This is a genomic window from Erythrobacter mangrovi (assembly GCF_013260645.1).
Taxonomy (GTDB): domain Bacteria; phylum Pseudomonadota; class Alphaproteobacteria; order Sphingomonadales; family Sphingomonadaceae; genus Qipengyuania; species Qipengyuania mangrovi.
This window is the reverse complement of the sequence record NZ_CP053921.1, coordinates 3,013,359-3,029,417: the sequence shown is the minus strand read 5'-3', so window position 1 is coordinate 3,029,417 and position 16,059 is coordinate 3,013,359. Positions and strand designations below refer to the sequence as shown.

14 protein-coding genes are annotated in these 16,059 nt (G+C 60.5%); 2 read left to right on the top strand and 12 right to left on the bottom strand.

The genetic code is table 11. From position 1 onward, the window contains the following. Nucleotides 1-50 precede the first annotated feature (50 nt). From HQR01_RS15015 to HQR01_RS15005, 3 genes are all read right to left on the bottom strand, one after another. The gene (locus HQR01_RS15015) at nucleotides 51-938 is read right to left on the bottom strand and encodes a LysR family transcriptional regulator (RefSeq protein ID WP_173215952.1); all 888 of its coding nucleotides are present in this window, start codon (nucleotides 936-938) and stop codon (nucleotides 51-53) included. A gap of 83 nt (nucleotides 939-1,021) precedes the next feature. Further along, nucleotides 1,022-1,957 (bottom strand): YeeE/YedE thiosulfate transporter family protein, encoded by a 936-nt coding sequence (locus HQR01_RS15010; RefSeq protein ID WP_173215950.1) that lies wholly within the window; start codon nucleotides 1,955-1,957, stop codon nucleotides 1,022-1,024. Then, the gene (locus tag HQR01_RS15005) at nucleotides 1,954-2,448 is read right to left on the bottom strand and encodes a DUF302 domain-containing protein (protein WP_173215948.1); all 495 of its coding nucleotides are present in this window, start codon (nucleotides 2,446-2,448) and stop codon (nucleotides 1,954-1,956) included. Before HQR01_RS15005 ends, HQR01_RS15010 begins: the two co-directional genes overlap by 4 nt. 461 nt (nucleotides 2,449-2,909) lie before the next feature. Between HQR01_RS15005 and HQR01_RS15300 the strand changes: the two genes are divergently transcribed. Then, the gene (locus HQR01_RS15300; protein ID WP_173215946.1) at nucleotides 2,910-3,056 is read left to right on the top strand and encodes a hypothetical protein; all 147 of its coding nucleotides are present in this window, start codon (nucleotides 2,910-2,912) and stop codon (nucleotides 3,054-3,056) included. A 119-nt stretch (nucleotides 3,057-3,175) separates the two neighbouring features. On the opposite strand, the gene HQR01_RS14995 is transcribed toward HQR01_RS15300, so the two are convergent. Genes HQR01_RS14995 through HQR01_RS14985 form a run of 3 tightly spaced genes read right to left on the bottom strand, consistent with a single transcriptional unit; the run spans nucleotide 3,176 to nucleotide 6,209 of the window. Continuing rightward, nucleotides 3,176-5,080, bottom strand: a complete 1,905-nt coding sequence (locus HQR01_RS14995) for a toll/interleukin-1 receptor domain-containing protein (protein WP_173215944.1) — start codon at nucleotides 5,078-5,080, stop codon at nucleotides 3,176-3,178. A 26-nt stretch (nucleotides 5,081-5,106) separates the two neighbouring features. Then, on the bottom strand, nucleotides 5,107-5,823 hold the full coding sequence (locus HQR01_RS14990; RefSeq protein WP_173215942.1) for a hypothetical protein: 717 nt from the start codon (nucleotides 5,821-5,823) through the stop codon (nucleotides 5,107-5,109). After that, on the bottom strand, nucleotides 5,805-6,209 hold the full coding sequence (locus tag HQR01_RS14985; RefSeq protein WP_173215940.1) for a hypothetical protein: 405 nt from the start codon (nucleotides 6,207-6,209) through the stop codon (nucleotides 5,805-5,807). Before HQR01_RS14985 ends, HQR01_RS14990 begins: the two co-directional genes overlap by 19 nt. A gap of 133 nt (nucleotides 6,210-6,342) precedes the next feature. On the opposite strand from HQR01_RS14985, the gene HQR01_RS14980 reads away from it, so the two are divergent. Then, on the top strand, nucleotides 6,343-8,343 hold the full coding sequence (locus HQR01_RS14980) for a TIR domain-containing protein (protein ID WP_267905496.1): 2,001 nt from the start codon (nucleotides 6,343-6,345) through the stop codon (nucleotides 8,341-8,343). A 20-nt stretch (nucleotides 8,344-8,363) separates the two neighbouring features. Here the strand turns inward: HQR01_RS14980 and HQR01_RS14975 are convergent, their stop codons facing one another. From HQR01_RS14975 to HQR01_RS14950, 6 genes are read right to left on the bottom strand one after another with little or no spacing between them, the layout of a single operon-like run. Further along, nucleotides 8,364-9,404, bottom strand: a complete 1,041-nt coding sequence (locus tag HQR01_RS14975) for a hypothetical protein (RefSeq protein WP_173215936.1) — start codon at nucleotides 9,402-9,404, stop codon at nucleotides 8,364-8,366. After that, nucleotides 9,404-10,582 carry an acetoacetate decarboxylase family protein gene (locus HQR01_RS14970; RefSeq protein WP_173215934.1) on the bottom strand — a complete coding sequence of 393 codons (1,179 nt, stop codon included), beginning with the start codon at nucleotides 10,580-10,582 and terminating at the stop codon, nucleotides 9,404-9,406. The genes HQR01_RS14975 and HQR01_RS14970 overlap by 1 nt, the downstream gene beginning before the upstream one ends. A gap of 10 nt (nucleotides 10,583-10,592) precedes the next feature. After that, entirely contained in the window at nucleotides 10,593-11,669 is a 1,077-nt protein-coding gene (locus HQR01_RS14965) for a saccharopine dehydrogenase family protein (protein ID WP_173215932.1), read from the bottom strand. Continuing rightward, on the bottom strand, nucleotides 11,666-12,730 hold the full coding sequence (locus HQR01_RS14960; RefSeq protein WP_173215930.1) for a polyprenyl synthetase family protein: 1,065 nt from the start codon (nucleotides 12,728-12,730) through the stop codon (nucleotides 11,666-11,668). The genes HQR01_RS14965 and HQR01_RS14960 overlap by 4 nt, the downstream gene beginning before the upstream one ends. A 2-nt stretch (nucleotides 12,731-12,732) precedes the next feature. Then, nucleotides 12,733-13,593, bottom strand: a complete 861-nt coding sequence (locus tag HQR01_RS14955) for a hypothetical protein (protein ID WP_173215928.1) — start codon at nucleotides 13,591-13,593, stop codon at nucleotides 12,733-12,735. After that, entirely contained in the window at nucleotides 13,580-15,709 is a 2,130-nt protein-coding gene (locus HQR01_RS14950) for an FAD-dependent oxidoreductase (RefSeq protein WP_234030194.1), read from the bottom strand. The genes HQR01_RS14955 and HQR01_RS14950 overlap by 14 nt, the downstream gene beginning before the upstream one ends. Between the last annotated feature and the right edge of the window lie 350 nt (nucleotides 15,710-16,059).

Genomic DNA, 16,059 nt, shown 5'->3' with positions numbered 1-16,059 from the left:
TCTCGGAAATCCATCGGGGCCGAAGCGTGCCGGCCGACCGCTCTTCACCATCAATCCGGCATTTCGGTAACAGGCCACGTATGATTGCGCGCTGCCTTCACAAATGCGCCGACCGCTGGCGAATGCGGGCGCCCGCGAACTGTCGCAAGATAGATCGTCCGGGAATAGCCGGGTTCGATCAAAGGGCGTACCACCAGGTCAGGATCGGTCACGCAGTACTCGGGGAAGAAACCGAACCCCAGGCCTGACCGGATCATCTTCTGCACCCAGTCGTCACGCGGAGAGCTGAAGACCTTCTTGGGCTGCACTCCCCTTAGGGCGAAATCCTCGGTCACCATGCGATAGACCTCGCAATTGGATCGGCCGACGTAAGGCAGGCCATCGAGATCGACGACACGGATCGCATTCTTCGTAGCCAGGGCATGATCGGGAGGGAGGACGATCACGAATTTCTCTGTGAACACAGGCACCTGGTGGAATTGTTCCGGAAGCTCTTCCGGCACGCCGACCAGACCCACGTGGAGATCCCCCTTGCCGAGCCTTTCGATCATCGCCGACGCTTCGCCTTCGATGACCCGCACCACGACATCGGGGTGCATGGCCTGGAACCGGACGATGAGGTCGGCGACTAGTTGGGGCCCGATGGTGCACATTGCACCGATCGTCAGGGTAATATTCTCAAGCTTGCGTGCGGACTGTGCCGCATCCTTGGCGGCCCGTGTCGACGCTTCGACCGACTCAAGATAAGGCAGCATCATCCGCCCAAGCTCGGACAGATGCGTGTTGTTGCGTTCGCGGTGGAACAGCGGCCCGCCGAACTCGTGCTCGAGCTGCTGTATCGCACGCGTCAGCGCTGGCTGACTTACATTGCATTGTTCAGCCGCCCGCGTGAAGTTGAGCGTTTTCGCCAACGTCACGAAGTAACGGACCTGCTGCATCTCCATCGGTCGCTATCCCCATGCGGCTCAGCCGCAATACTAGAGCATCACTGCACCCGCACGCCGTTGCGCGTCAGGTTGCCTCAGTTCGGACGTGCGACCCGATACGTTACCGTAATTAACACGGAAATCGTCAATACCATTGCGGAAACGGCAACCCATGCGTGCGGCTGCAAGAACGGAAGGCCCTGCATGATGAGGCCGTCATTTCCTCCCGGCACCAGCTGCGCACCGATCCCCATCAAGGCGCCGCCTGCCAGGCAACGAAGGACGTCGCCCGGTCGTGCGGGGAGCGGCGCGAAAGTTCTTGCCAGGCGCCCGCCGACGATGGCTCCGCCCAGCAGTGCGAGTGCCATTACGCCGCGCAGGACCACTTGCGGATCCATGCCCTTCATCGGGCGAGCGAGAGCCGCCAGAGCGTCGGTATAAGCCCAGGCCCCCACCGTCAGCGTGGTTGAAACGAAGGTAATCGCGATCATCAAGGTCGCCCTATGCGGATGCGACAGATACTGCAGCATGTTAGGTGCCTTGGCTGCGGCGCGCAGACGCCATGCTGCAAGAACAACGAATCCCGTGGTCATCACCAGAAGGACTGCAGGCGAAAGTTCCGCGGCAACCCCGCCGGGATTGCCCAGCGCAGGAAGGCAACCCAGGAAGAAACCGACAGGCGTGGCCAGCCAAGCCCACTGCCCGGATCCAATACGGGCAACCGAACCGAAGACGCAGGCGCGATTGACCCACGCCCCAAGCCCCAGCAGCATGCCGCCGAGCACGGTCACATGGGATACCGCGTAAGCGAGCGGCGCGGGGGTCCGGACGCCAACAAGTTGGATAAGTGCGATCAATCCGCCGACCCACAGAGCCGCCTCGAGCAGCGCCCCGGCGCGTCCGAAGCTTCGACCAACCAGGGCCTCGTCGACGGCCGCGACCATGCATGTCGCACCGCGCTGGATCGCAGCGCCCATGACCGCTGCCGAAAGCAGCGCGACGGCGAACAGGAACGCCGTCGCGGGAGTCATCGTTTGCCGGTCGCAGCGGCCGCAATCGAAGCCGCAACTTCGCTCGCCATGGCGAACTGCGCGGCTTTGTCGCCGATCGCATAGCGCTGGGCTATGAAACCGAAATCAGTCCAGGCAACATAGACCGCGCCATCGGGTTCCTCGACCACCAGCATGCGGACAGGCCAGTCGAGGCCGGCATAGGGGTTGGACTGGAGGAACTGCACTCCGAGCGGCGGATTGCCGAACAGAACCAGCGTGGAACGCCCCAGGGGAAGGTCGGCCGAGGCACCCAGGCCCGACTGATCGATAGTATCGAAGTACCGAATTCCCTTTGCCTGCACGTCGGCCTTGAGCTGGGCCAGCGTCTGATCGAAGCCATTGGCACTGCGCAGGCGAAGCACGCCGGCCGCGTTGGGAACGGCGGTAGGCGTCTCGGCTAGTGCGGGTGCAGCGATTGTTACGGACGCGAGGGCTACGGCAGCGAGGACTGACGGGAGGGTGCGGCTCATCGATTGATCCTTTGCGAAGGTTTCTTCCGCACTGGGCCATTCGCAATCGGATGTGAAATCGCCTCTCGTCATAGCGACGATAACATTGGCTTATGGGGTATGTGGGTGGCAGTGAAAATGGACGCCCGACCGTGAGGAATAGGAAAGGCGCTGTCAGTTTTATCGCAACTTGTCTCTGATCGACGGGGCTGTCCCCTGCCCCGGTAAGCGTCAGGTCATGAGCGACTGCCAATCGACTTGTGCAGCCGAGCGGCAGGTCTTGTGGCGTCTTTGTCGACGGGTGGGGTTCGAGGCTGACCCGAAGGGCGGCGGAACCACCCGGTTGTTTGCTCAGCATCCGACCTCCTGTTTCGTTTCACAGCCGAGTTCGGTCGTCGATGCCTTGTAGGAGCGCAGGTCATCAGTGGAGATCGCCTCGGGCGAGCCATCGCGCTTGACCGCCAACTTCATGAACCGCATCGTTGCTGCATAAAGCCGCGCATGCGACCCACCCGCTTACTTCTCATGTCACCGACGAACAGCGGGTCGAACCTGTTGCACCAGTGGCGCACGGTCTCATGGCAATTGTCGATCCCGCGTTCGGCCTGCAGGTACTCGACGTTGTGTAGGCTCAATGGAAACCGCACCTATATCATCACCACCAGGCGGATCACCTCGGGCGAAGAGTTGAAGTACCTGAACGGGCTATCAGGCTTGCGCTTTCTTTGCATCCATCTGCCCTGCCTGCTCACTCCTTACGAGCAGGTGCACTTGCCTTGGCGGGGCCCGCTTCTCGAGAATGCATCCTGCACAGTAGGGGCGCGGCGAGGCTGCGGCATTCCTCCTGGAAGTCGATACGCCAGATCGGCGATAGGGATGGAGAGCTAATCCAAGGGGTGAGGCGGGGATCCGCCATTATGTCCTTGGCGATAGCGTGGCGTCCCTTGCGAAGCATGAGCGAGGCTTTCAGAAAGCTGCAAAACACCGGCAGTTCGCCGTCCGGTGTCACAACCCAATCCCTGTTGCAGTCCGCAATATGATCCTCGGCACGTCGCAAGTCGTCTGCCGCGCCCGTGGCCAACTCATACTTAGCCTGGAACAGCTTGATTATCCGCACTCGCTCGGCCAGCGATGGATTCTGGGGGTCGCCAGCCAATAGCTCGCCGGCCTCCGCTTCGGCCAAGCGAAGGAGTCGCAGCGCGACTCTGTGATTGCCCTTGGCGGCTTCAAGCCGAGCCTGGCCGATCTGACTTGCCAGAAATCCCAGCCGATAGGCCCTGTTCTGTGGCTCGCTTCGCAGTATATCGTTGAGTGCGCTGCGTTGTTCGTCACGATATTGTTGTGCAGATTGGTAATCGCCACGGAATAGCGCGACATCCGCAAGCCAAGAGTCCCCGTCAGCAAGTGCAAACTTTGTGTCCAGGTCCGCAGGATTTCGGCGCGACACTTCTCGAAATGCAGATTGAGAGGAGCCGAAGTGCCCTTCGGCAGCGCCCAGGTCTCGCGCTTCCCTCAATGCGATCATCCCAAGGTTGCTATATGCATATCCTTGTTCGAGCACATAGTCGCTGTTGTTGGGGCTTGCGGCTGCGAGTTCATCTGCCAACTGCGCGTAACGCGCGAAAAAGGCAGCTGCCAGCGGCGTATCTCTCTGCAGCCAAGCCGCATATCCTACCCAAAATGCACTTTGTGCGTGCATGAATGTGATCTTGAGGTCGTCGGGCTCGCGGGCGTGCAGGCTTGAAGTAATCTGCCAGGCCTTGCGTGCGTTGCCTGCTGCGGCGTCGAAGTCCCGTCCCGAGATATCCGTTTCAGCCTTCGCGTGAAGCAGACGCGCTCGGCCGAGCTCGATCTCGGGTACGCCAATGTCAGCAGACTGACCCTGATAGAACAGTTCTACATTGCGGTTGATCGCCTCCGCCATATTCAAGGTGCCCCCCTCGCGGACCTCCTTGCGAAGCTCGTCCAATTGCCTTTGCATCGCGTGCGACGCGAAGATACGCTCGTTCTGAACCGCAATACCGGACTGGTATGTGCGATAGACGAGGAAGCCAATGAGCAGCGATGCGGTAGCTGCACCGGAGATCAGCGCCAGCCGAAAACCGCGTTGACGCTTCTTGTGTCGCAGCACGAGGTCGTCGAGATCTACGCCTGAAAGCGAAGCAATCAACTTCAGCAGGGCGAAGTGGTGCCCGTCTCCCCCACGTTGAAAGTCAGCTGCCAAGGGCTGCTTGTGATCTTCGCTTGGGCCTTGAAGCAATTGCGGATGAAAGGACTCAGGCGCATCGCCTTCGAGCAATGCAACCAGGATATGTTGGTCGCCTCGAATTTCACGGAAGAACTCGATCTCCTTGCCCACCCAATGCGAAGCAGGAGTCCTGGGAGTGCAGGCCACGATCAGATAGTCTGAGCGTTCCAGGGCTTCCTTGATCGCATCGTCCAAATGCGGCGCAGCCCGCATATCCGACCGATCAACGCACACGGGCCTCAGGCGGGAGTACCCAAGTTTCCGAGCGAGTTGCCTGGGAAATCGAAAGCGCTCCAAGCGCGACTGCAGGCGCAAGACTTTTGCCCGATCATCGTGCGAATAGCTTATGAACGCGCAGTAGGTGCGGCTGGGGCGGCGTGCCTCGCCCAGAAAATTCTCGGCCATGTCATCAGACATAGGGATTTACTCAATCAAGAGGTGCCGGCGCCATCGTTCCAGACCTTGGGGTCAATCAAGATGGGCGTATTGCCTGCCGTGAGCAAGATCGTGAACGGTGCATTGTACGGCTGAGGCTTCCCCTCGTCATAGAGCGCGGCAAGATCGACGTAGAAGGTTGCAATGTATTTGGCTTGTCGGCCGTTTGCCGTTTCGTTGACTTCGATTGCCCTCACACCGCATAACGTGTCATCGCTCAGACTGTTTCGCCCAGCGCCGAAGAGCTTGCCTTCGCTGTCCCCGCCCTGTCCCTCATGAACAAGAAACCGCCAATCCGAATTGGCCGGAATGATGATCCTGATCTGGACATAGCCGATTTCGCCGAATGCACCGATCGTGTCCTTCATGAACACATCGAATGGATGGGGATTGTCAGGTCCGTTGGCAGTCCATCCCGGTGCCGTACCGTCTCCAGGGCCCTGCCCCGTTTTGGGGCTTTTGGCAGGAAGAACCTCTTTCCCGTAATTCACTCGGTTGCCGCGTGAAATCTGGTTCCCGTTCAGCGTGTTGGGCAGAACCAAATTGACAGTGCCCTTGACCTCATCATCCTGCGGTTCACAGGCGTTGAAGGCCCAAAGGCTCTTGTATGCGGCAACCTCTTGATCCGAGGTAGCGACTTGTCGATCTTCGGGGGTGCATGCGGCGACCGCTAACACGCCAACCAGAAGAGTTCCTATGCCAAGAAATTGCATGTCGAAGCCCCCATGTCATCTCGCGACCCCGACAGCGTACTGATACCACGGATAATTGGCCGGATCGAGTCGTATGGAACCCAATGAAATTGATGTCGCTTCGCTGCCCGAACCCTGACATGTAAGGCAACCGGACCGATGCCGATCCGCCAAGAGACGTGGCTCAGGCAAGGGTTCTGATCTGGCACCAGAGACGCGCCGAGGGTGCTGTCGACCGCCTGCTTGTCCTGACTGCCAAGCTCGCCCATCGCCGCCTTGTAGGAGCGCAGGCCATCGGTCGTGATCGCCTCGGGCGAAGAGTTGAAGTACCGAAAAGGGCTGACTGGCTTCTTCTTGCGCGGCATCTCACCGCCCTGCCCGCGCTCAACCCTCACCAGCAGGTGCATTTGCTCTGGCAGAGCCAAGGAGACTCCAGAGCGAGTTTGGCTTAGAAGTGATACGTGGCGGCAAGCGTCCACTTCATGCCTATTGAAGACCGAGCTGCTCGCGGTCTAGTCAGCCTCTCATCGATAGACTGCATTGCGGAGATTACACGCCATTTCTGATATCTTCCTCTCCTACAATCGCAAGGATGCGGAGGTGGCCCGGAGATTTGCCGAGGGACTTGAGCGTGAGGGATTCACTGTTTGGTGGGATCAGGCCTTGCGATCGGGAGAGGCTTACGACGAAGTAACTGAAGCGGCGCTGAAGGCCGCCAAAGCTGTCGTCGTGTTGTGGTCACCGCGATCAGTGGTGTCGCGCTGGGTACGTGCGGAAGCGACGATCGCGGATCGTAAGAAGACGTTAGTGCCGGCCATGATCGAGCCCTGCGAGAGGCCGGTCATGTTTGAACTAACACAGACCGCGGAACTTGGGCACTGGAACGGTGAGGCAAACGATCCGGCCTGGCTCGCCTTTGTGCAGGACGTAGCAAAGTTCATTTCCAGGCCGGCGCAACACGCGCATGAGCCGCGTGGAGTTGCCGCTCCCTCGCCCACGCACCGAGCAGTGCGCTCGGTCCCCAACCTGCAGCCAGGTGATGGGCTACCGCTGCTCGCGGTATTGCCATTCGACAATCTCTCTTCAGACGAGGAATTGACCTATTTCTGCGATGGGGTCTCGGAAGAAATCCAGCGCACGGTTGCCAGTTCCACCACGCTGCGAGTGGTGGCTCGCACTTCGAGCTTCCAGTTCCGTGGCAAGGAGAAGACGATCTCCAATGTGGCGAGCGCGTTGGGTACCAGCCACCTGCTTGACGGAACCGTTAGACGCAGCGGGTCTCGAGTCCGGATATCCGCCGAACTGGTCGATTGCGCCACTCACAACGCCCTATGGGCGGATCGTTTCGACGGCGATCTCGACGATGTCTTCACGCTGCAGGAGAACATCGCCGAAGCGGTTGCCGATGCCCTCAAGGTCAAGCTTGCTCCGCCGCCCAAATCTGCAGTGCTCGACCCGGCGATTTACGAGAAGTTTCTGCGGGCACGCGGTATCCTGGCTGAAGGCGACCCGGAGTTCGACGACACTGCGATCCGGGCAGAACCCATGCTCGAGGACGTCGTCCATTCAGCCCCGGATTTCGCGCTGGGCTGGGAATTGCTCGCCAGCGCGCGGTCGAAGATCTTGCGCTACTCGCACGGTAAGGGCGATTTCAAGGAAGGCCGCAACGGTGTGATCCATGCCGCCAACACTGCGCTAAGTCTCGACCCACGGCGATCAGGCGCGTTGCTGGCGTTGGCGCGGCTCGAGCCGTGGGGTGCCTACAATGCCCGCGAGAAACTGCTTAAGCAGGCGCTGGCCGTCGCCCCGCACGATCCCGAAGCACTCAATGACATGAGCGTCTTCTGCTGGAGCGTTGGAAGGTTCCGCGAAGCCTTGCGGCTGGCCGAACAGGCCTGCGAGCTAAATCCGCTGATGCCCTCTGCGAGGCTGCACGTAGCGCAAATGCGAACCTATGTCGGCGATTACGAAGGCTCTGTGAGGATGCTCGCGGAATTGCATGAGCGGTGGCCGAAGAACGCCGGTATCCTCCTGTCCCTGCTGGGCTTTTCGGCGACGCTCGGCTTCCCCGATATTTATGACGCGGCAGTTGACGATTGCGAGTATTTCGATGGCTGGCAGGCCTACGCCTTGCTGGAAACGCGCCTTTATGCCGAGGCTTTGCGGTCCGATGATGAAGAAAAGAAGCGCGCGCGCCTGGCCCGTTACAACCAGATGTTGGCCAAATCCGGCACTATCGCACTGAACATCGTTGATAGCGTGTCTAGCCTGGGAATGACCGAGGAGGCGCTAGAACTGGCGGAGAGGGCTTCATTCGACCACATTTTCCTGCCGGAGGGGGAACGCCCTGCCGATATCTATCCCGGCATTGTGCTTGGTCGTTGGAGCGAGATCAACAAGACCACCCGTTTCATCAAGCTGTGCCATCGGCTGGGGTTGTGCGACTATTGGGTAGGAACCGGTGCCTGGCCCGATTGCGTCGATTGGACTCCCTATGATTTCAAGGCGGAGGTGAAGCGAAGCGTGCGCCTGGCCGGCTGATTGCGATCAGGCAGGCGCCATCAATTGCCGTAAGTGTGGAGCGTACCGGTCACGTTATACCGAATGTCGGCAGTATAGGATGCCGCCAGCACAACCTCCTTCTGGATTCGAGGAAGCTCCCAATCGACGTCCTTGCCATCGATCTCGTCCGATCCGCCGGGATGGCCGACCGGATATCGATCTGGGATATCGTTGTCGATGTCGAACAGTTTCTTCAGCGGCTCTGCCATGGATTGCGACCACATGAAATCCAGGGTGACGGCGCTTCCCTTGTAGAATTGCAGGTCGGTAACGTTGGTGTGGTCGGTGCGCGATGCAATAATTGCCCGATAGACTGCGATCTGCATGTTGAAGACATCGCGGAATTGCTTGAGCGTATTGACCTCACTGGTCTGATGGAGATCGGGCGCGCCTTTCAGGCCCACGCTGGCGAAGAGCGCCCCAACGAATGCGGCCAGCCCCTTGTGATTTGCCAGATCGGGTATCAGGTCCGATTTCACTTCGGGATTCATCTCCATGTGCATGACCCCGATCAGGTGCGCCTTGGACTTGGGCGTGAAGGTACGCAACCCCTGCATGGCGATGTCGATATGCATGCGGTTGGGATCGGTCTCCTCGTCCACGACGATCCGCGCCATGTCGGACTCCGTGCCCCAGATCTCGCGGCTGGAGAACATGGTGTAGCTGTTATTGTCGAAGCTCATCGGCTCGACCCATACGGTCTTGCGGTCGTACCGGATGTTTCCATCCGAAACCCGCCAGCGGTACACAGGATAGGCCCAGTTGACGTCGATCTTGCTGAGCGTCTGCCTCCCTTCAAGTCCGCGATAATGGCTGGAGAAGTCGGTGTGCTTGGTCACGCGGAGCAGACCGTAGGGATAATCCAGCGCCTCATAGTAAAACGGCGCATAATCCGGGGCAGGCTCGTTGAAATGCGTGTTGAGATAGCCCTGCAGGCAATGATGCGGGACCTTGATCGCGAAGACCCAGTTGCGCGCGCCTATCGAGACCCAGGGCGGGAGCAATTGCTGGGTCGAGAAGTTTGGGACGAAGCGGGTCATCACCACTCCTCCAGGTCGGGATTGCGCGCGGGATGGGTCATCGGACCGAAGAAGCCCTTGATCGGCCGCGCCCATCGGGCGGTGAGATCGCTCTGGGAGGGGATCGGCGGCAGGTCGTTATCGCGATCGATGGCAAAGGAATGGATCACGTGCATCTCATCGAAGTCGATGTCCGCCATGAAGCGGTATCCGGCTGTCGGCTTGACGGTGAACGGCTGATTTGAGGGCGTGTCGCCAACTTCGAGGAAGACCTGCAGGATTTCGTTGAAGCTCCCGGTGTCGTTGAACTCGATATGGACATCGGTCTCGTCATAGATCTTGAACTGCTCGAGGTTCGAATAGCGCGCCCTGCAGGTCACGATCGACTGGTAAATTGCCCGCTCGACATCCACCGCATCGCGGTACTGTTTGAGACCCACGGTGCGCATGTTGGTTGGTATCATGCCCAGCGAGGCATCGTTGATGAAGTTGGAGATATTGGCGATCTCTTCGATCGCGACGCTCGCCTCGCGGCTTTCGAACAGCGTCGCCATCGAAGCCTGGGGGGAGCCCGTAGTGCGGAACGTCGGCAAGACCGGATTGGTCTTCACGCTGACGAATTCCATGTTCTCCATCTGCACGTTGGGTTCAAGGCTAGGCCATCCCGGCAGCTTAATCGTGCCTGTGAAGCTGTCGGGGTACCAGCCTTCGCCGGTTTCGATATCGGCCAGCAGCTTGCCCAGGCCCAGCATTTCGCGCCCGCACACGCTCGACATAGGATTGCCGACAACGATGAAGGGCAGCGCCCATTCCAGCGTGGATTGCGTAATCAGGGTTCGTACATTGGTTCCGTAGCGGATCACCGGCAGGGCAATGAATACCTCGGTCTGGCTGATGATCCCGCGATCCGAATAGGGCAATCCGCCGACGTCCTGCGGTAGCGGATTGGAGCTGAGCATCACCGGATAGTCGAGGAACAGGAGGGTGGCGTATGGCCACATCGGTGCCGGGCGGTAGGTGAATCCGCGTTCTTCTTCCGTGCCGAGATTAAAGGTCTGATCGCAATAAGCTTGCACCCGCGCGATATCGACGGGCCAGACGAACGCATTCACCGTCACGCCGGGGAAGTGATAGGGCGGCGGAACCTGTTCGCTGGTCGAAGACTGGGCGAAGGGGATATTCTGCGGACCACGGATCATGCGGAATTCCTCATGCGGCGACACTCCCCTCAGAACGATCAGGTTCTTCCATCCGCGCAGCATCTGCTTCGAAGATGAAATCCGGACCAAAGGCGAGCGCGGGAGTCTGGAACCCGTCCAGTCGCTGGCCGCCAAGCACGCGCCGGACGGCGTCGGCCGCGGTCAGGACACTGAAGCTATATCCGTCGCGGGTGCGCATCGAGAGCGTTCTCTCGCGTCGCCAGGGATCGAGCGCGTGGACCACCATGGTGAAGCTTGCCTCTCCGCGAGCTTCCATGTTCGGTCCTTCCGGCCACACCCGCGAGAGCGCCTTGCCGATTGCCTTGGCCGGTCCATTGCCGAACACATCCATTGTCATGCCTGACAAACGATAGCTGGCCCGCTCGACCCAGCGCATTTCCGAATAGACCTCAAGGTTGTCCACCCCGGTGGTCAGTGCGCCGGTCACGACGTCGGCCCAGCTCATCGCGGTAGCCTCGCTCAAGCCTTCTCCGAAGTCGAATGCTCGCGCGAGGCTACCCGCAGGAATCGCGACAAGTTCGCCTTGGCGGCGGACGATCACATGCGAGCTCATCATCTCCGATGCGCTCTCGACGCTGCCCCGTGAAATGATCTGAGCTCGCGAAATACCGAGGCACAGTCGGGTGCTTTCGGGCCAACGCTGCATGGCCTTGGCCAATAGGCAATCCGAAGCAGCGACCGTCAGCCCGATCCCCGGGAGGATCATGATCCCCGCATCACGCGCTGGTGCATCCAGACTCATCAGGTCGATGAACACCGGCCATTCGCCACCCAGATCGATATAGTCGACCCGCTGGCGCAGGCAGGCTTCAACCATCGGCCGCGCCGTCGTGCCGAACGGACCGGCGGCATGCAGCACCAGGTCGATATCTTCCAGCGCGATGTCGATCGCGCCCGCGTCGCTCAATTCGAACGAGCGCCAAGGCACGTCGAGCGCCTGCGCGAATTGATGTACCTTGGCCTCGTTGCGACCGGCTATGACCAGGTCGACCGTTCCTGCCAGTGTCCGCGCGACCTCTGCTCCGGTGAAGCCCGTGGCTCCATAGAGGAGGACACGACCGTTCATGGCCGCTCGAAAACCCAACTGGCGAGGCCGGCCAGATATTCGAGGTCTTCCGACTGCGGCTTTCCCGCATAAGCGACCGAAAACTCGTGCATCGCCGCACCGCCCATGGCGTGCGCGATCTGGCGTGCATATTCGATCGATTCGTGCTGTTCCATCAGCTGGGCCAGCCACAAGACTTCGGCTTCATCGCGTTCCGACCGGGGCTTTGCAAGGAAGGCGTCGAGCCGCTTCCGCTCGTTTGCCGAGCATGCATCGCGGACGTGGATCAGCATCAGCGTGCGCTTGCCCTCAAGCAGGTCTCCGTTGCGTTCCTTGCCATAGCCCGGATCGAACGAGAGATTGCGCAGATCGTCCTCGATCTGAAAGGCGAGGCCGAGAAAATAACCGAAACGCAGCACGCGATCGGGATCGACGTAGCCGCCCGACCCCACGATCACGCCCAACTGTGCAGGCCAGATCATTCCCATCCACGCGGTTTTCTTCAACGCCATCTGCAGATAGTCGGCCTCGGTAAGCCCGGTGATATTTCGGTCTCGCCAACCCAGTTCGAGCGCCTGACCCTCAGCCGTTTGGCGGGCCATGGTCATGGTGACCTCCAGAACTTGCCTACTCACATCGCTCCCGAGCGGGCGCACAGCATCCAGCAAGGGGTGGAAAGCACTGAACATCAGCGCATCGCCGGCGTTTATCGCCAGCGGCACACCGTGGAGTGCGTGAAGCGTGGGGCGACCACGTCGTTCTTCGCTACCGTCCTGTACGTCGTCATGGATCAGCAGCGCATTGTGCAGCATTTCGATCGCGGCAGCACAACGAATGGCCGGGGCGTAATCCTCACCCAGGTTCTCTCCGAAGATGCGGGCGTTGGCGATGCAGATCGCCGGCCGCATCATCTTTCCCCCGCGCCCCGGATAGTCCGCCATCAATTCGCCAAGGAACGGCGCCTTGTCCTCCAGAGCAAGGTAGCGATCCAGCACATTGCGGGTCGATCTGGCATAGCGTGCGACAAGGCTGCCCTCCGGCGGTTCCGCTGGCGCGAAAACGGGTTGCGGGCTGACCTCCATACCTATCCGACGACCTCGATGGTCAACACGCCCAGCGGTGCGCCCTGGCTGTCCGTCGTCACCATCCCGGCATAGACGCCGGGCGCTTGCCCGGCCGGGACCGGTACCGTCGCAGTAAGCGCACCGCCAATGTCGACGCTGAAGCTCACGCCCTCAATTTGCTTGCCCTTGCCTCCCAGGGGCTGGAGTGGGGTGATATGGAGTTGCTGTGGGGAGGTCGGCTTTTGCGGCTTCCACAGCGGCGAAGGCAACGCCTTGGCCGCCTGGTTGCCCGTAAACACAACGGCCAGGGGCAGGACTCTGTCGTCGCGAGCCGGATCGGCCGATGGCGAGGCATGCGAAGACGGCGGCGCGGCGGTGCTACCCGTGCCAGTCGGGAATGGTGGCACCTTGCCCGGCACCCCCGGCCTTGGCGGCGTGGGGATCTGGGTCAGCTGGCGCAGCAATTGTTCGCAGATGCTCAGCGTGGTCTCGCTCAGTTCACGCGCCAGCTTGATCATGCGCTGGCCAAGGATCTGCACATCGACCGGCACATCGCGCATGTTGTAGTCGCCATGACGGAAATGTTCGGCCGCGATGCGCCCCTGAGCGACGGTGTCGTTCAGCACCTTGTTGGCACTGCGCACCGCATCGGCCACGGCCTTGTTGATCAGTCCTTCGTCGAGTTGGACGTTCGCCTCGGTCTGCGGCGACATGCCGACCGGATGGCCTTGGTGGTGAGCCTGCGCATGATAGTCGTGATGATCCTGCGGCAGGTCGACGCTGGTACGGATGGGGCCGGAGCGAGCCGGAGCCTTGCGCTTTACACGCTTGGTACCCTTGGTCGTCTTGCCGTTGGAACGGGACTTCTCAGGGGTGGTCATAGGCCGTGATATCCTCGAGCTTTGGTGAACCACAAAGTGCATGCGCGGCAAGCAGGCCGGACATAACGGCCCCTTCGACGCAACCCGAGCTGAACCCACTATCGGTCCAGTCTCCGCAGATTGTCAAATTGTCGTAAGTCATGTCGAGCGGCGAAATCCGATACCGGTGGCTGCCCGGCGTGTGGATGACGTACCGGTCCGAAGGGTTGACGTTGGCGCGCCAATACTGGCTCTCGAACCGCGCCTTGCCCTTGAGCGTCGTCTGGCCTTCAGTTTCCGTCTTCAGAATCTCCCATCGGAAATCGCCCTTGGCGTCGTAGGCCCGTGGCCAGACCTCGCGTACGGGTCCTTGCAGGAACTCTTCCGCATTGGCGCGAACTTCGGCGGCGCGCCTTGCAGGATAGCCGCGATCGTTCTCGTCCGGCGGATCAGCCGGGTCGGGCAGTACAGCGCAGAAATAGACCGAAGTCTTCGGCAACTGCTTCCAGCCCTCCTCCGGCACCACATGGGCCATGTCGCACCAGGTATCGAAGGGTTTGGCGAACGCGCCGGTGATATAGGCTGGTCCCGGCCAGCCGAGTTCACCAAGATCTTCGTCCATCCACACCTGGAACGCCTGCGACGCGACGGTCTTCACATTGTCGCACATCGCCTTCCAGCGTGGGTCGCGTTCCACGAAATCGCTTGCCACGTAGGGCACGGCACCGATGCCCACTCCCAACACGACCAGATCGAAATCCTGCCCCAGTGCGAGGGTCCTGGTGCCGACCCGGCGTCGATCCCAGTGCGATTCGAAATTCCAGCCTTCACTCGCCATCGTCGCGCCACCCGCGAGCTGGCCGAAGTCCGGCGCTGACGGCCAGCAGGGTTTACCCGCGACGGGCACTAGCGGACGGTACTCGCGTCCCCGCTTCGTCTTCGCCTGAATGTCGAAAGTCAGGCTGTCGACGTGGTCGCCATCGCTCGCCATGCCCATGTTGGTCAGCCGGTGGAAGAACTCGAACCTGACGCCACGTTCCTTCATGGCGGTGTAGAGAGGCGCGAAGACGACATCGCCCATCCCGGCGCGCATCTTCCACATGAAAGCACCGCGATAACTGAAGAACGTCCGCATGGTGCCGCGCAGCCCCTGACCCGCCGACAGCGAGGGCCGGGTCATGTCACCATTCTCATAGCCCATCGAGAGATCGTAGAGGCCGCGGATGAAGGGCGATTGTAACGAGCGCAACGAGGCACCGTGCATGTGCAGGAACTCTCTGCACTCGTAGTCCTCGATCGCATCGAGTCCGCGCGGATCGAACCAGACCCTGTGACGCGTCATGCCTACGATGGTTGCCAGGGTAAGGTCCGCGATCTCCCAAAGATAACGATTCTCACTGTCGGCCAGCCACCTGTCCTCGAGCCATTGCCTCAGTGAACTGCAAACCTTCTCCACCCCGCCCAGCATGGCCTCTGCATTGTCGGGCGTGGCCGAACGGCTTAGCGAAGCGAGCAATCCCAGCATCTGGGCAAGTCCCGCCGTAGTAGCAAATGAGCCGAATTTGACCATCGAGGCGAGTCTGCGTGCCAACTGGTCCGGATCGCCAGTTGATTCGCTGGCGGTGGCAACGCCGTGCCCGTTCACGCTCGTATCCAGCAATAGCGCGCGGAACAGGTCGAACGCGCTTGCCAGGTAGTGAGTCAGCGAAAACCCGGCGTCCCGCGGCAGGGGATCTCCGGGCAGGCCGGGGCGAGGAGGAAGGTGTGCACGCCAATGGGTGAAGCCGCCCTCGGGGGATTGTGAACACAACGCGATATCGTTTTTCGGCGTCCACGCATCGCGCCAGTCGCCGTAGATGTCACCCATGCCCCTGGCCGCCAGTTCGGCATGGCATTGGCGCATCATGCGAAAGCTGTTGTCGTAAAAGCCGAGCCAGATGTGCAGGCCGTGTTCTTCAATCCGCCCGCTGGCACCACGGCCAGACGCGCCCTTGCCTCCCAGCCGCCAGCCTTCCTGGTAGACTGTTACTTCGTACTTGCCCCCATGGTCCGGTCGAGAAAGTTCCCACGCCGTCGTCATCGAAGCGCATCCGCCGCCGATGATGGCGACCTTGATCGGACGGACGTCCTTGCTCAAATGCCGAGCTTGGGCATGCGACAATCAATTTTCATGAAGCCCCCCTCGAAACAAGGGCTTTCATTGGTGACGCTGAATGTCAATTGTTTCGCTAATCGCGGCAGGGGCCTACGCGCCCCAAGAGACGAGGGGCACCCAATGTTCGCGCGATACCTCGATGGCACGGTTGGGTCACTTTTACGCTCGCGAACAAGAGGGGTTGCGGTGCTGATCAAGGCAAACGGGTTGGCTGGCAGTTAGTGTTTCGAGAGGTGGTGCGTTCCCAAGGATATGCGAGGCTTGTAAGCGAACTTGAGCGACCGATATGGGCCGAAGGCGGACCAGCTGCTTTCAGCCCAAGACCTCAAGAA

Bases quoted from the DNA above. Each gene is read 5' to 3' on its own strand.
- HQR01_RS14985 (WP_173215940.1), bottom strand. From the start codon at position 6,209: ATGCACCTGCTGGTGAGGGTTGAGCGCGGGCAGGGCGGTGAGATGCCG.
- HQR01_RS15010 (WP_173215950.1), bottom strand. From the start codon at position 1,957: ATGACTCCCGCGACGGCGTTCCTGTTCGCCGTCGCGCTGCTTTCGGCA.
- HQR01_RS14970 (WP_173215934.1), bottom strand. From the start codon at position 10,582: ATGATCCGTGGTCCGCAGAATATCCCCTTCGCCCAGTCTTCGACCAGC.
- HQR01_RS14955 (WP_173215928.1), bottom strand. From the start codon at position 13,593: ATGACCACCCCTGAGAAGTCCCGTTCCAACGGCAAGACGACCAAGGGT.
- HQR01_RS14975 (WP_173215936.1), bottom strand. From the start codon at position 9,404: ATGACCCGCTTCGTCCCAAACTTCTCGACCCAGCAATTGCTCCCGCCC.
- HQR01_RS15015 (WP_173215952.1), bottom strand. From the start codon at position 938: ATGCAGCAGGTCCGTTACTTCGTGACGTTGGCGAAAACGCTCAACTTC.
- HQR01_RS15005 (WP_173215948.1), bottom strand. From the start codon at position 2,448: ATGAGCCGCACCCTCCCGTCAGTCCTCGCTGCCGTAGCCCTCGCGTCC.
- HQR01_RS14990 (WP_173215942.1), bottom strand. From the start codon at position 5,823: ATGCAATTTCTTGGCATAGGAACTCTTCTGGTTGGCGTGTTAGCGGTC.
- HQR01_RS14965 (WP_173215932.1), bottom strand. From the start codon at position 11,669: ATGAACGGTCGTGTCCTCCTCTATGGAGCCACGGGCTTCACCGGAGCA.
- HQR01_RS14960 (WP_173215930.1), bottom strand. From the start codon at position 12,730: ATGGAGGTCAGCCCGCAACCCGTTTTCGCGCCAGCGGAACCGCCGGAG.
- HQR01_RS14995 (WP_173215944.1), bottom strand. From the start codon at position 5,080: ATGGCCGAGAATTTTCTGGGCGAGGCACGCCGCCCCAGCCGCACCTAC.